The sequence below is a fragment of the Prolixibacter sp. DSM 2831 genome (assembly GCF_056493735.1).
The window spans coordinates 570,202-585,462 of record NZ_CM151379.1 but is presented as its reverse complement, the minus strand read 5'-3'; the positions used below and the strand labels follow the sequence as shown (position 1 = coordinate 585,462).

Genomic DNA, 15,261 nt, shown 5'->3' with positions numbered 1-15,261 from the left:
TTCATTGAATGTCTGAAATAAGCGAGAAATTACGACTTGCCATCATCGGAAGCGGGAGCTGGGCCACAGCTCTTGCCAAGATGTTTATGAATAATGTTCCGGAACTCAACTGGTATTTCCGCAAGGAAGAAACCATTGATCTGTTCCGGAGATTCCACCACAATCCCAACTACCTGCAGGCGGTGGAGTTCGATGTCAACCGGATTCATTTCTATTCCGACATCAACGAAATTGCCGAGCAGTCGGATATCCTGGTCTTCGCCATTCCTTCGGCCTTTTTGAAAGATGCGCTGAAGAACCTGACGGTAGATATTAGTCAGAAGTTTATCGTATCGGCCATCAAAGGGATTGTTCCGGACGATAACCTGGTGGTTGGACAGTTTTTCCACGAATATTACAACGTGGCATACGACCAGGTGGGCGTCATTGCCGGCCCATGTCACGCCGAAGAGGTAGCACGGGAACTGTTGTCGTACCTCACCATCGCCAGCCCCGATGTAAAAAGGGCGCGGCAGTTCGCCTTCCTTCTGGAAAGTCCGTATATCCGGACCCATATTTCCGACGATATCTGGGGAACCGAGTATTCTTCCGTTCTCAAAAATATCATGGCGATTGCGGCTGGTATTTCGCACGGATTGCGTTATGGCGATAATTTCCAGGCTGTGCTGATGTCGAACGCCATCCAGGAAATTAAACGATTTGTGGACACGGTGCATCCCATCACCCGCGACATTAAATCGAGTGCTTACCTGGGCGACCTCCTCGTAACCGGATATTCACAATATTCCCGTAACCGGACGTTCGGAACCATGGTCGGTAAAGGTTATACGGTACGTACCGCCATGCTCGAAATGCACATGATTGCAGAAGGTTACTTCGCCACCAAGTGTATCCGGGAAATAAACAGCCGGTACAATGTGAACATGCCCATCACCGACGCTGTTTACAATATACTTTACGAGAACATCTCACCGGCCATTGAACTGAGGATTTTAACAGAACATCTTCGATAAATCATATTTTAATCTCGCTATCATGAACAATATCAAGCTGGATATGGAGAAAGCCTTTTCCTTTGTTTCCCGCGACGAAGTATTCGCATGGAAGGAAACGATGGAAAAGAACAATGTAGCTCTCCACGAAAAAACCGGAAAAGGAAACGATTTTTTGGGTTGGGTAAACCTTCCAACTGCTATCACCGAAGAGCATTTGAGTGATGTGGAAGAAACAGCAGCCCGCCTCAGAAGCAAGAAACTCGACATTTTTGTGGTCATCGGAATCGGTGGCTCCTACCTCGGCGCCAAAGCTGTGGTGGATGCACTGTCTGATTCATTCGCACACCTGAAAGGAAGCGATGCTCCGCATATTCTCTTCGCCGGACAGAACATCGGTGAAGATTACCTGCACGAATTGCGCGAACTGCTGAAAGGAAAAGAGTACGCGATGGCGGTTATTTCCAAATCGGGAACGACTACCGAGCCGGCGCTGGCTTTCCGTCTGCTTCGTCAGGATATTGAAGACAAATATGGCGTGGAAGAAGCCCGTCAACGCATTGTTGCCATTACCGACGAAAGCAAAGGTGCCCTGCGTACCCTCGCTGACGCGGAAGGCTACAAAACCTACGTGATTCCGGATGATGTCGGAGGACGTTACTCTGTATTGACTCCGGTTGGTCTGGTGCCGATTGCCGTTGCCGGATTCGATGTTCGTGCGCTTGTACAAGGTGCCCGCGACATGGAAAAAGCCAGCGATGTGAACGTTCCGTTCGAAGACAACCTCGCAGCACAGTACGCAGCTGTTCGTAACAGTCTGTATAAATCAGGTAAGAAAATCGAAATCCTGGTCAACTATACTCCCAAGCTGCACTACTTCTCAGAGTGGTGGAAACAGCTGTACGGCGAAAGTGAAGGAAAAGAGGGCAAAGGAATTTATCCCGCCAGCGTTGATTTCACTTCCGACCTGCACTCCATGGGACAGTACATTCAGGAAGGCGAACGCATCCTGTTCGAAACCGTTATTTCCATCGCGAAACCCGATTACGAAGTACGTATCCCGGAAGACAAGGACAACCTCGACAAGCTGAATTACCTGGCCGGCAAACGCGTCGACGAGGTCAACAAGATGGCTGAACTGGGAACCGCCCTGGCCCACATGGACGGCGGCGTTCCGAACATCCGTGTAGAAGTTCCGAAAATCGACGAGTACAACATCGGACAGTTGATTTATTTCTTCGAGATTGCCTGCGGTATGAGTGGTTATGCTCTCGAGGTGAATCCATTCGATCAGCCCGGAGTAGAAGCGTACAAAAAGAACATGTTCGCCCTGCTCGAAAAACCCGGCTTCGAAGAAGAGACGAAAAAGATTAAATCGCGCCTCTAAGCAATTAACAGGTTACAACCATGATATAAAAGCTGCTCTCACAGAGGCAGCTTTTTTTGTTTGACCCCGACAGTAGTTGAAAACCCTGTCGGTGGTTTAACTCGCGAGTTCAATCCTGTCAGGTTTTAAAAACCTGACAGGATGTTTCTTTTTGCAAGGCTTGAAAGGCCTCCGCAAGCAGGGTCACGACATGTCGTGTCCCTACGAAACACTGCATTGAGAACCTTTCAAAACAAAAAAGGGATTCCACCCATCAGGCGAAATCCCTTTCGATATCTAATCAATCAAGTAGTAATTCCATTAAGGTTTGGCAATGCCAATCACCCCTTCGGCAACGCGTGAACCGGCAGCCCCCGTTGGTTGCGACGTCAAATCATCTTCACCGGAGTGCACAATGATGGCACGACCAATCACCGAGTGCGGTCCATTCAGTTTCACCATTTTGTCTATCCGCTGATAATGAGCGGTACTGTCGGCCGCGGCAACAATATTGCCCAAGTCACCTACGTGACGAACAGCCGCATCCGGGCCACCGTGATTCACATTTTCCGGGTTAAAGTGTCCGCCGGTCGACGTACCATCCGCCGCGGAAATATCACCATACTGATGCACGTGAAAACCATGTTTTCCGGGAGCCAGACCTTTCAAGTCGGCTACTACCTGAACGCCGCCATCCACTTTTGTGAACGTAACGGTTCCCGTCACGTGATTTCCTGCAGTCGGTTGAAGGACACACACCGCTTTGGTTATTTCCGGGGTGGCCGATTTCTCCATTCCTGTGCTGTTCTGTTGTCCTGACTTAGGAGCGCAAGACTGTGTAACAATTAGCAAAATAATTGCCAGCATACTGTTCCATACGAAAATTCTCTTCCTCATAGCACTTTCATTTTTAAGTTAGTCATTCATCTCGTTTCATTCGTTCGGCGGATTAGCTGTCTGGTTAACCGGCACGACAGGATACCTCTATCCTGTTAGCCTTTAATAAATTGAACTAATCAAAGTGGTATCTTGTTCAAATTTCGATAAAGAAGTTCTCCCTCATAACCAAATATTAACATGAAAAATCGGTGGTAAGTTGCCCTTTCAGGGCGATAACAAATTTGTTGCTTTTCAACCCCAAGGCGTTGCCGTTGGGCTAAATTAAACCGGGCCTGCAGCCCGAAAATCATAGCATTGGAATCTCACCTCGAAATATTTCATGTGCTCTTCGTCTTGAAGAGACAGCTTACTTCAGCCCAACGGCAACGCCTTGGGAATTCGGGTCCGGCACAAAAATACCTTCGCCCTGAAAGGGCAGTTTAATCCGAAAATGACACTCCCTATCGCCTATTCGCCATTTCTCCCCCTCTCATTTTCCCAAAGAAAGGTCCACCAACTTCAACACCGTTTTCCAGTTCCGCGTAGTTGCAGGCACCTTCAGCTTCTTTTCAAAGAAGGAGTTGGTGAGTTTTGATTCGCTGTAGCGCCCCGAGCAATAAACAAACGCATGGTTACCGATGATATTGAATTGATCGGGCGTGTGGTTGATTTGGTTAATGGCATCCAATTGAGCAGGTGCCGGTGCTGTTTTCAGAAAGGTGAGATGCAACCGTTCGATATCGGAGTCGGGCGAAGAGTAAAATGGATTGTTGGCAACGGCCTGCTGCAATTCCTCAAGCGTGCGGACAATCACCGGCACATCGAAGCCGAAAGTCTTAGCAATGGCCTGCTCCAGCTTGTCACCCAATGCCACGGTATCCTCCGCTTTCGCGGAAGAGAACAGGACGTTACCACTTTGTATATAGGTTGAAATTTCCGTGAAGCCCAGCTCGGCAAAGAGCGCCTTCAGGTCATCCATCTTAATTTTCCGGTTGCCGCCCACGTTGATGCCACGAAGAATAGCGATGTATTGGGTCATCTGAAAGGATGGGTTGGTTATGGTTCATGAAACCAACGGCAGAGACAGAAGGTTCAAAGACAAAATGAAGCCCCGGTACCTTTGGTGGAAAATATAAGGTTACCGGAGCTTTCCTTCTAAACCATTAAAAGCGTATTGATCTAAATTACCCGTGCCCCGGGTCGAAAAAGGATTATCTGGAAAATCTTTGTTGCTTGTTTTTGTCTTGTCTCACTCAGTTTTAACATCTCAGCGATCATTAGTCATACTGAACTACAGTCTCTAAATTAATCGATTAGAAAGAAGAAACCTAAATCAACATCTCCGCTTATTGTTCATAACTCCGTCCATCCGGGTGTACTTTTTCGTACAGTGTGTCATTCACCACAGATTTTTGCACGTTCACCACTAAAAAACGACCGTTGACCACTACTACACATAATATGAGGCGGTTGATAAGTTTTTCGAAGAAGTGTTAAGTGTTAGGTATTAAGTTTTAAGAAAAGAGTATGTCCATGGGTGGGTAGGGTCAGGACATGTCCTGACCCTGCGAGCCGGTAATACCGGCAACGACGAAGCATATGGCAGTCTGTGCTTTCAGCTTCTTCATCTCTGTCTTCCTTCTTAAAACTTAACACTTAAAACTTTTTTCTAAACAACTATCTTTGCATCCAAATACCAACCGTATGACAACACAGGCTAACCGCCCGCGCGGCTACATATACACGGTGCTGGCCACCATTTCGTTCAGCAATGTGTACATCTTCAGCAAGGCAGCCATGAACCACATGAGCATGTCGCAGTTCTGGTTTTACTGGTTCCTGATTGCTTTCAGCCTGAACCTGGCGGTTGTGCTCTTTCGCGGCAAGTTGTCCGTATTGCGGAATATCCCGAAAAGGTCGCGCTGGGTACTGCCTACGCTGGGCGCGATGGAAATAGCCACCACCACCCTGTTTTTCGCCTCCATCAAAGTCATCGAAAATCCGGCCGTGACGAGTTTTCTGGGCAACCTGTTTCCGCTCTTTGTAACATTGATGGGGGTCGTGCTGCTGAAAGAACGATTCACCCGGCTCGAATCGGTGGGAATCGTAGTTGTACTGTTCGGAGCTTTCATTACCAGCTATTCCGGCTCAGCCAAACTCTCCGACTTCTTTATTCCGGGTACGGGAATCGTAGTGCTGAATGCACTGTTTGCTGCAGCCACCACCATTCTGGTAAAAGTGAAGGTGAAAGATTTCCCTCCGGAATTGCTCAACTTCAACCGCACCTTCTGGCTCTTCCTGTTTGCTATTGGCTGGATTGCTGTTTCGGGGAGTTCGTTTCATGTCCCCGGCAGGGCATTGCTCAATACGGGACTGGGTGCTTTCTTCGGACCGTTCCTGGCGGTCCTGCTGCTCTATAAGAGCTTCGAGCATATCGAAGCTTCGCGCTCTTCCATCATCCAGGCGTTGAAAGGATTGTTTGTGATGGGAGGTGTGTTGATTTATTTCGGACAACTGCCACAAGGCTACCAGATTTTTGGCGGGTTGCTCTCCATCGCCGGTGTGATTATAATCGCTGTAGCGAAGTTGCCGGAACAGTACCGAAATAAAAAAGCCCGGAAAAATAATTCCGGGCAGAATATATCAACCGTAAGGTGATTTCGTTTTGCTAAATCAAACGTAATATTTTCGCATAAAAGCCATCACTTCCGATTCGCTGATGGGAACCGTTGCACCGGCTGTTGTTGCCGCTAAAGCGCCCAATGCGTTACCGAAGTTCAGCGCATGGTGCACATCTCCGGTTTTCAGTAAAATGTGGATAAATCCGGCCGAAAAGGCATCTCCAGAGCCCACCGTATCTTTCACCTTCACTTCGTACCCCGAATCGTAAAAGAATTCGCCATCCTGCGTAATACACAAAGCTCCTTTGGGCCCCATCGTCACTAACAGAATGCCCAGGTCGTATCGCATCATCAGATCCTCGCCATAGCTGCGTGGATCGGTCCCGATGAGCGTAAAAATTTTCCCCAGCTCCATGATCTCCTCATCGTTAATCTTGACCACATCTGCCCGTTGAAGCGATTCGTGCAGGGTTTCGGGTGTATAACAGTCTTTCCGTAAATTGATATCACAAAATTTCAACGCCTTGGGTGCCGCATCGATCAATTTGAAAAGCGATTCACGGGATTTATCACCTCTTTGAACCAACGTTCCGTAATAAATGCAGTGCGCTTCGGAAGCCAGTTCCTTTATGTCGGAAGTAAATTCAATCTCGTCAAAGGCCACGCCGGTATTGATGGTAAAATCGGGAATTCCCTGTTTGTCCAGAAACACATCCACTGTTCCGGTCGGAACGTTTTCATCCACCTGCACATATCCTGTCGGCAAGCCGATTTCCTTCACTCGTTCCATCGCTTCTTTACCCAGCTCGTCATTTCCCAGGCGGGTAATCAATCGTCCGTTATTTCCAAAGTGGTTCACCCGAAATATGAAGTTCGCCGGAGCGCCTCCCAATGCCTTGCCTTCAGGCAACAAATCCCATAACAACTCCCCAAATGCGATGATATTATATGTCATGTACGAAGTAAAATTTTGGAGCAACCAACCGTTGCCATCAAGTTTCACGTGAAGGTAATGTTTATATAAAATAAAAAAAAGCGACCGAAGCCGCTTTCCTGTTCTTATACCCTTCCGGGAAGATGTTTTTTAACGAATTCATCCAGTATACCCGTCAATTTGGGCTCCCCAATCTCTTCCAGATCGTAATATACCCTTGTCGACGGTTTTTTAATTTTCACCACACGGCGAAGGTCGATAGGCGTTCCCACAATCACCGCGTCACAATCGACCTTGTTGATGGTTTTTTCCAGGTCTTTCACCTGCTCGTCTCCGTATCCCATCGCCGGCAACAACGTACCGATGTTCGGATAAATCCGGAAAGTCTCTTCAAGCTTCCCGGCCAGCCACGGACGCGGATCGACAATTTCACTGGCACCCAATTTCTGAGCTGCCACAATGGCCGCCCCGATCTTCATTTCTCCATGCGTCAGCGTTGGGCCGTCTTCCACCGCCAGAATCCGCTTGCCGCGAATCAACTCCGGATCTTCTACCCTTACGGGAGAAGCCCCTTCCACGATCACCGCTTTCGGGTTAATGCGGGCAATGTTATCACGAACGGCCTGAATTTTCTCCGGCTCCGATGTATCAATTTTATTGATGATAACCACATCGGCCAACCGTACATTTACTTCGCTGGGATAGTAAGCTCCTTCGGCTCCTGCTCGATGCGGATCGGCCACCACAATCGACAAATCGGAGTGGTAGAACGACATATCGTTGTTCCCGCCGTCCCATAAAATGACATCACAACCATTGGGGTCATTTTCCGCTGCACGCAGAATCGCTTCATAATCCACACCAGCGTAAATCACGTTTCCGCGAACAATGTGCGGTTCATATTCTTCCATCTCTTCGATGGTACATTTGTGTTTCTTCAGGTCGGCAATTTCAGCAAATCGCTGCACTTTTTGCGCATTCAAATCGCCGTATGGCATGGGGTGCCTAATGGCCACTACTTTCAATCCCATTTGGGTCAACAGTTCAACCACCTTCCGGGAAGTCTGGCTTTTTCCACATCCGGTTCGGGTAGCGGTCACCGAGATAAGCGGCTTGGTACTTCGCAGCATGGTTTCGCCGGGACCGAGCAACATAAAGTTGGCTCCGGCGGCCTGCACAACGGAAGCTAAACTCATCACTTTTTTATACGCTACATCACTGTACGAAAAGAAACAATCCTGCACTTCCAGTTCCCGAATCAGCTTCGCCAAATCGTTTTGCTCGTACACCGGAATGCCATCCGGATAGAGATTAGCTCCGGCCAGCTCCGGCGGGTATTTTCGCCCGTCGATGTCGGGGATTTGGGTGGCTGTAAATGCAACAACCCGGTAGTCGGGATTGTCCCTGAAAAAGGTGTTAAAGTTGTGAAAATCGCGGCCAGCAGCCCCGATGATAAGAACATTACGGCGTGCCATAGTTGAAAAGATTTAGATGTGAGAGGTTTAAACGATTCTTTTAAGTTAACTAAAACAATACGTCCAGAACATGAATTTTCTCACCTCATCAGCGGACGAAAACGTCCGATTTGGATATTACCGGAATAAATGGCACTTTGCCCGCTGATTAGGAGGGATGGAATGAACTATCTTGCACACATTTACTTATCAGGAGAATCGGAGCAAATAATGCTGGGAAATTTCATTGGTGATTACGTGAAAGGAAAGCAGCACCGTGATTTTCCGGCCGAAGTAGAGAAAGGAATTTTACTGCACCGTAAAATCGATGCATTTACCGACCAGCATGAAGCAGTTCGAACCTGCAACGCGTTACTCCGTCCGGGTTACCGCAAGTATGCAGGCGTCATTACCGATATTTTCTTCGATCATTTTCTGGCAGCCAACTGGGAACGTTATTCCACTCTGTCGTTAAAGAGCGCCACCCGCCGTTTTCATGGCATACTGATGTCTAACTACCGAATATTGCCCGCCCGCGTCAAGCTGTTTGCACCGTTTCTCATTCAGCATAAACGCCTGGAATCATACGCACAATTCAAAGGAATCGAGGAGTCGCTAAGTATTTTAAGCCGCCGCACTTCCCTCCCCGAAGAAACGCCTTTCGCGATGAAAACACTGAAGGAAGAATATGCACAGTTCGATGAGGCTTTTGCCCGCTTCTTTCCGGAAATCATCCAGTTTGCAATAGAAGAGGCCGGGGTAGAAATAAAAATGCCCCGACTAAAGCGGGGCTAAATTATTTAATCACTCATTGAAACCAACTCCTCTTCGAAGAAAAACTCGTCCTCTCCGAAAGCCGGTTTTAAATCGCTTATCCAAATGGCATCCGGATCGTATTTCGCAAAGAACGGCCGGTTCGTCCAATCGGGGTTCCGCCCCTGAATGAAGTTTAACACAAACACTTTCTCTCCATTAATTTCCGATACCCCCACAATGCGTATTTTGCCCGGTTCGCTCGACATACTCGGGCCGCGAACAGTGCGACACACACCACTTACCTGCTGATAAGCCTTGCGGAAAATCTTCCAGGCATTGTCCAGCGTTACCGCGAAGTAGTCTTGCGCGCCGGTATCGCGAGCAATAAACATGTAATAAGGAATAATACCCAAATCGACCTGTTTGCGCCACATTTTCGACCACAAAAACGGATGATCATTGATGTGCTTCATCAACGGCGACTGCGAACGAATCTGGGCACCCGTAGAAAGAATATTGGCAATCGCATCCTGAACCGCATCTGTTTCCAACGCCCTTGGATGATTGAAATGGGCCATGATGCTCAAATTAATTCCGCTGTCGGTTACCTTGCGGAATAAATCCATCAACTCTTCCGCATCATCATCGGTCGTAAAACGATAAGGCCAATAGGTTAATGCTTTTGTCCCGATTCGAATCGTCTTCACACCGGGAAGGTCAGCATCCATAATGGCTTCCAGGTAATGTCTGAAAAATTTGGTTTTCATCACTGCCGGATCGCCTCCGGTGAACAGCACATCCGAAATCTCGGGATGAGCCCTGAGGTATTTCACCATCAGATCGGCTTCCTTCATGGCAAATTTTGTATCCTGCAAAGCAAATTGCGACCAACGGAAACAGAACGTGCAATAAGCATGGCAGGTTTGTCCCTGGCTGGGAAAAAACAACATGGTTTCACGGTACTTATGCTGGATACCAGCCAAACGTTCACCTTCAAAAACCGGTACGTTGTGCTCCTGTCCGGCCGGGTTCGGATTCAGCTGCAAACGAATGCGGTCGACCACCTGTTTTATTTCGGCTTTTTCAGCACCTGATTTCAGTAAATCAGCTACTTCGTTAAAATGTTCATCTGATAGCATTCCCCGTTGCGGGAAGGTGAGAATAAAAAAAGGATCTTGCTCGAAATGTTCCCAGTCAATCAGCTCGTCAATAACATAATTACTAACCTTGAATGGCAAAACAGTGCCCACCACTTCTATGGTCAACTTCTGTTTCTCAGAAAGCAGATCGATTTGCGGAATCGAACGAAAATTGGACAAAGAATAAGAACGATACTTCATCATACCCTAGAAAAATTATAAATAACCCCAAAATAAAATTGATGCCAAATAAGGATAATGAAGCCGTTTTCAGGAAGGCATATATTTACCTATTAGACAGCACGTTAGGCGATAGCTTCATTTTAATGGCTCTCAAAGATAGTAAAATAAAGGGTATTCTTCAAATTGGGTTCTTATCGTGCTATTATCTAAGGATTTCCATTCGACTAGCATCGAGGCGCAAAAAGATAAACAACAGGAATGTAAACGACCATAGCGACGACCCGCCGTAGCTGAAAAACGGAAGGGGAATACCGATCACCGGCACCAGACCGATAGTCATACCGATATTAATAGCGAAGTGAAAAAATAGAATTCCGGCCACACCATATCCATATACCCGACTAAACCGGGAGCGCTGTCGTTCAGCAAGAAATAACAGGCGTATCAACAATATCATGAATAGGATAATCACCGTCGAAGTTCCCAGGAAGCCCCACTCTTCGCCTACCGTACAGAAGATAAAGTCGGTACTCTGCTCGGGCACAAAGTTGAACTTTGTCTGGGTTCCTTTCAGGAAACCTTTTCCTGTAACACCGCCCGAGCCAATGGCAATTTTCGATTGATTCACATTGTAACCCACGCCTAACGGGTCGGAGCGAATGCCCAGTACCTCATCAATCCGGTCGCGCTGGTGAGCGACCAACACATCTTCATACACAAAAGAAACCGACTTACTGAGTGCCAGCGAGCTGACAAAGAACAGCACAACCCACAACACCGGCTGAATTCTTTTCCGGATACCGTAAATAATGAAAATGAAAATCGAAATTCCTGTTGCAACATATAAAATCATAGCCGTCGACCATCCGGGACGAACCATGTGACTAAACAGGTACACACCCCCCAAAATGGCCGCAAAGATGACGATCATCTTAACGACTTCCTTCATTTTCTGGCGAACAATTCCATACGCCAGTATCGATGCAAATATGAGGAAGCCTACAAGGCGAACTTCATTCCAAATAAGTGTAAGAACGAACAACACCGCTGCAGCAAATCCCCAGAACAGAAACATCCCCGACAAGCCTTCGCGGTAGAAAACCAAAATGAATACGGCATAAACCAACGCCGAACCGGTATCGTTCTGAGCAATAATCAGCAGTGCGGGAATACCGATTAACATCCCCAACACCGCTAACGATTTAAACCGGTGCATCTTGAAATTGTACTGGCTGATATACTTGGCTACCGCCAGGTTCGTAACAAACTTCCCGAGTTCAGCGGGCTGCAAAGCAAAGCCACCAATTTCAAACCAGGCGCGCGCACCGTTCACCTCCTTTCCGAAGAAGAGGACGGCAACAAGCAGAACAATAACCACAGCATAAAACACATAGGCAAACGCGACATAAAATTTACTATCAATAATCAGCACGGTAATGGCAATAAACGAAGCCATTAAGATCCAAATCAGCTGCTTACCATAGCGTTGGGTCATGTCCATGATGCTCTGGTGGTCTTCGTTGTACACGGCGGCATAAATATTCAGCCACCCCATGATCACCAGAATCACGTAAAGTAGGACCGTGATCCAATCAAGATTATACCATATGTTATTCCTGCGTATCAATTGATTGTATCTTCTTGTATAACCAGTGAATCTCTTTTTACCGCTATCTCTTTAGGAGGTACCGTATCCCTTTCAGGAGTTTTATTTGTCGTGCTGCTGACGGTTGTTTCTCTTTCCGCCGGAGCCTTCTTTTTAGGCTTTTTCGGTTCCAGCAAATTGGCTTCCATCATGCGTTTCTCCAGCCATTTCCTCCCGGAAGAAATCGAATCCGTCAGGTATTTTTCAATCATCAAACTGGCAATCGGTGCAGCATACCGGGCACCCCAGACTCCATTCTCTACATAAACAGAAATGGCAATCTTCGGATGATCAGCCGGCGCAAATGCCATGAAAACCGAGTGATCGGCCCCATGAGGGTTCTGTGCCGTTCCGGTTTTTCCACACATCGTAATCCCTGGAATCCGGGACATTGCCGCGGTTCCACCGGGCTTTAGCACTTCCTCCATTCCTTCAATAATTTTCGGGAACTGAGTAGTGTCGATATCAGTATAATGTCGCTCTGTAAACCGCGTGGGAATATTTTCGTTCTGAATTTTCTTGACAATGTGAGGAATATAATAATATCCACGGTTCGCCAATATGGCTGCATAATTGGCCAGCTGCAAAGGAGTAATTCCTAACTCCCCCTGCCCAATAGCCAGCGAAATAATCGGCAAAGCCCGCCAACGGGAACCTTTAAACACGTACTTCTCATAAAAATTGGAAGAAGGAACAAATCCTTTCAGCTCATTCGGAAAATCGGTTCCCAGCGTACGGCCAAAACCAAAACTCATCACGTCTTTCCGCCAGGTATCGTAAGCCTTTCGTACATCCGGGTATTTCGGATTTTCCATGATACTGCGAAATTCCTGCGCATAATAAGCATTACACGACTCAGCAATGGACCCAGTCAGTGCAAAAGCAGAATCATGGTGACATCCCATGTGATAATTCCCCACTGTGTAACCGTGATGACACCAATAGCGCATACGGGGCGTTAGCACTCCTTCCTGCAATCCAATGAGTGCATTCACCATCTTAAAGGTCGATCCCGGCGGATACTGCGCCATGAGCGCCCGATTGAATAACGGATTCAGCGTATCACGGGCCAGCGCCAGATAATGCTCTCCCCGGTCGCGGCCAACCAGCAAATTGGGATCATACGTCGGTGAACTGACTAACGCCAGTACTTCTCCGGTCGAAGGTTCGATGGCCACAATACTACCTGCTTTTCCCTGCATCAGTTTTTCGCCGTAGCGTTGCAAATCGGCGTCCAGCGAAGTCACGACATTTTCGCCAATCACTGCGGTTGTGTCGTAACGACCGTTTTGAAAAGAGCCTTTTATCCGGTTGTGCACATCCACCATCAGGTAGTTGACTCCCTTTTTACCACGAAGCTCTTTTTCGTATGATTTTTCCAGTCCGGTAATACCAGCGTAGTCACCCGTTTCGTAATACGGATCCTTTTTAATCATCTGCTGGTTCACTTCGCCAACGTAGCCCAGCACGTGCGATGCAATCTTCTGCGGATATTCACGAAGCGTACGTGTTTGCACGAAGAACCCGGAAAACTTGTATAACTGTTCCTGCAGAATGGCATATCGCTGAGCCGACAACTGCTTGATGATAACGGAAGGTTTAAAGTAAGAGTAATCCTTTGCTTTTTGCAGTTGCTCCTTCAGCTCTTCTTTCGATACACCGGTAATGTTGCAGAAATCCAGCGTGTCGAACGGTTGCAACTCGCGAGGCGTAACCAGCACATCATAAGCAGCCTGATTGTAAACCAGTAGCGTCCCCTTCCTATCGTAAACCAATCCTCTCGCAGGGTAATTCACAATACGGCGCACCACATTGTTGGTAGCTGAAAGTTTGTATGAAGTATCAACCACCTGCAGCGTAAACAGGCGAATTAAATACATCACAGCTACTACTAAAAATATGGCTGCAATAAGGTATGTACGTTTTGCGTTGGAATCCACCACTATTAATTTCGAACCGTTCTATTTCCGGAATACCAGATATTGGCTCAAAACTATTAAAATTATCGATAAAAAGGCGTTGATGATTGCTTTAAGCAAGGTATGAAATAACCCGTGCAGGGTAAATGCTTCCACAAAGAAAAGAAACAGGTTGTGCGCCAACACCAGGATAACAGCATACTTCAGGAACCACTCGAAACCGTACGTACTGATTCGCGGTGCACTTCCCGGTTCATACGTGTCCCTGGAAGAGATCAACATCAAAACTCCCGGGCGCAAGAAAGCTGTGAATACCGTAGCTGATGCATGAATTCCCGGCGTATTGGAGAAAACGTCAATCGTCAATCCCAGTAAAAAACCGAGTATCAGCAACAGATAACGGGGCGTATCGAACGGCAGCAATAAGATGAAAAGAATATAGATGAAAGGAGAATACATCCCCCCCAATTGCACATTGTTGATGAGCAGGACCTGAACCAGGACCAGCACAACGTACATTATGCCGTATTTCAGAATATCATTGATCATTTTCGTCCGTTGATTCGAGCTTCAGTATTTCGTCACGTGTTTTGTTCTGAATGACATCTACATACACCAGATTCTTGAAATCGACCGAAAGGTCAACCGTAATTTTGTAGAAATTGCTACCTCCCTGGAGTGAATAATCAGAAACCGTCCCCAACATCAATCCTTCCGGGAAGATGGCCGAATAACCACTCGTCACGATGGTATCGCCTTTGGCCACATCCACATGAAACGGAATTTCGTCGAGTTCGGCCTTGCGGTAATCATCGCCATTCCACGTAAGCGAACCAAAATAATTGTTACGCTTGATCTTTGCGCTAATCTTCAACCGGTTGTTCAGGAGCGAAATAACGGTACAGTAATTTTTCGACACGTTCGTTACCACACCGACCACACCATTGCTGGAAACCACTCCCATATCGGGTTTTATTCCATGTCGCGAGCCTTTATTCAGCAGAATATAATTATGAACCCGGTTCACCGAGTTGTTAATCACTTTGGCAGTGAGGAAGAAAAAGTTTTGCTGATACAGTGAATCTTGTTGCGGAGCATCGTTTCCTATCTTCGAAAGCTCTTCGCGCATCAACTCCGAGCGCAACTTGGCATTTTCTTCAGCCAGTTCGTCATTGAGCTGTTTCAAGGAAAAATACTGCGCAATCCCCCAATAACCGTCATAAATGCTTCCGGTTAACTGGTTACTGGAATTCAAAAATTTGACACGCTGATAATTATTGTACTTCACGATCATCATGATGGACAACACTTCCAGAAATACAAATAAAAATACGGCGTGGTACTTAGCCAGAAAACGTAGTAAACTCCTCATA

Annotated in this window: 13 protein-coding genes; 4 read left to right on the top strand and 9 right to left on the bottom strand. The window is 47.1% G+C overall.

From position 1 onward, the window contains the following. Positions 1-8: 8 nt before the first annotated feature. Together AC060N_RS02340 and AC060N_RS02335 are read left to right on the top strand one after the other, a co-directional pair. Positions 9-1,013, top strand: a complete 1,005-nt coding sequence (locus AC060N_RS02340) for an NAD(P)H-dependent glycerol-3-phosphate dehydrogenase (protein ID WP_479525715.1) — start codon at positions 9-11, stop codon at positions 1,011-1,013. Positions 1,014-1,035: 22 nt separating this feature from the next. Further along, complete coding sequence (locus tag AC060N_RS02335; RefSeq protein WP_479525714.1) at positions 1,036-2,379, top strand: glucose-6-phosphate isomerase; 1,344 nt, start codon at positions 1,036-1,038, stop codon at positions 2,377-2,379. A gap of 300 nt (positions 2,380-2,679) precedes the next feature. Here the strand turns inward: AC060N_RS02335 and AC060N_RS02330 are convergent, their stop codons facing one another. Both AC060N_RS02330 and AC060N_RS02325 read right to left on the bottom strand, forming a co-directional pair. Next, positions 2,680-3,255, bottom strand: a complete 576-nt coding sequence (locus tag AC060N_RS02330; RefSeq protein ID WP_479525713.1) for a superoxide dismutase family protein — start codon at positions 3,253-3,255, stop codon at positions 2,680-2,682. Positions 3,256-3,727: 472 nt separating this feature from the next. Next, positions 3,728-4,276: a DUF1697 domain-containing protein gene (locus AC060N_RS02325; protein ID WP_479525712.1), complete on the bottom strand. Its 549-nt coding sequence runs from the start codon at positions 4,274-4,276 to the stop codon at positions 3,728-3,730. Positions 4,277-4,941: 665 nt separating this feature from the next. On the opposite strand from AC060N_RS02325, the gene AC060N_RS02320 reads away from it, so the two are divergent. Further along, the gene (locus AC060N_RS02320) at positions 4,942-5,895 is read left to right on the top strand and encodes a DMT family transporter (protein ID WP_479525711.1); all 954 of its coding nucleotides are present in this window, start codon (positions 4,942-4,944) and stop codon (positions 5,893-5,895) included. Between the two features lie 15 nt (positions 5,896-5,910). Here AC060N_RS02320 and AC060N_RS02315 read toward each other — a convergent pair whose 3' ends face one another. Together AC060N_RS02315 and AC060N_RS02310 are read right to left on the bottom strand one after the other, a co-directional pair. Then, positions 5,911-6,813: a carbohydrate kinase family protein gene (locus AC060N_RS02315; protein ID WP_479525710.1), complete on the bottom strand. Its 903-nt coding sequence runs from the start codon at positions 6,811-6,813 to the stop codon at positions 5,911-5,913. A 104-nt stretch (positions 6,814-6,917) separates the two neighbouring features. Further along, positions 6,918-8,267 (bottom strand): cyclic 2,3-diphosphoglycerate synthase, encoded by a 1,350-nt coding sequence (locus AC060N_RS02310; protein ID WP_479525709.1) that lies wholly within the window; start codon positions 8,265-8,267, stop codon positions 6,918-6,920. Between the two features lie 162 nt (positions 8,268-8,429). Here AC060N_RS02310 and AC060N_RS02305 point away from each other — a divergent pair, with 162 nt between their 5' ends. Next, complete coding sequence (locus AC060N_RS02305) at positions 8,430-9,041, top strand: acyl carrier protein phosphodiesterase (protein ID WP_479525708.1); 612 nt, start codon at positions 8,430-8,432, stop codon at positions 9,039-9,041. A gap of 5 nt (positions 9,042-9,046) precedes the next feature. On the opposite strand, the gene AC060N_RS02300 is transcribed toward AC060N_RS02305, so the two are convergent. From AC060N_RS02300 to mreC, 5 genes are all read right to left on the bottom strand, one after another. Further along, positions 9,047-10,345, bottom strand: coding sequence for a KamA family radical SAM protein (locus AC060N_RS02300; protein WP_479525707.1), 1,299 nt, complete (start codon positions 10,343-10,345; stop codon positions 9,047-9,049). Positions 10,346-10,526: 181 nt separating this feature from the next. Next, positions 10,527-11,951, bottom strand: a complete 1,425-nt coding sequence (gene rodA / locus AC060N_RS02295; protein ID WP_479525706.1) for a rod shape-determining protein RodA — start codon at positions 11,949-11,951, stop codon at positions 10,527-10,529. Further along, positions 11,948-13,909: a penicillin-binding protein 2 gene (gene mrdA / locus AC060N_RS02290; protein ID WP_479525705.1), complete on the bottom strand. Its 1,962-nt coding sequence runs from the start codon at positions 13,907-13,909 to the stop codon at positions 11,948-11,950. Before mrdA ends, rodA begins: the two co-directional genes overlap by 4 nt. Positions 13,910-13,930: 21 nt before the next feature. Further along, the gene (mreD, locus tag AC060N_RS02285; RefSeq protein ID WP_479525704.1) at positions 13,931-14,437 is read right to left on the bottom strand and encodes a rod shape-determining protein MreD; all 507 of its coding nucleotides are present in this window, start codon (positions 14,435-14,437) and stop codon (positions 13,931-13,933) included. Further along, positions 14,427-15,260 carry a rod shape-determining protein MreC gene (gene mreC / locus AC060N_RS02280; protein WP_479525703.1) on the bottom strand — a complete coding sequence of 278 codons (834 nt, stop codon included), beginning with the start codon at positions 15,258-15,260 and terminating at the stop codon, positions 14,427-14,429. Before mreC ends, mreD begins: the two co-directional genes overlap by 11 nt. Position 15,261 lies beyond the last annotated feature (1 nt).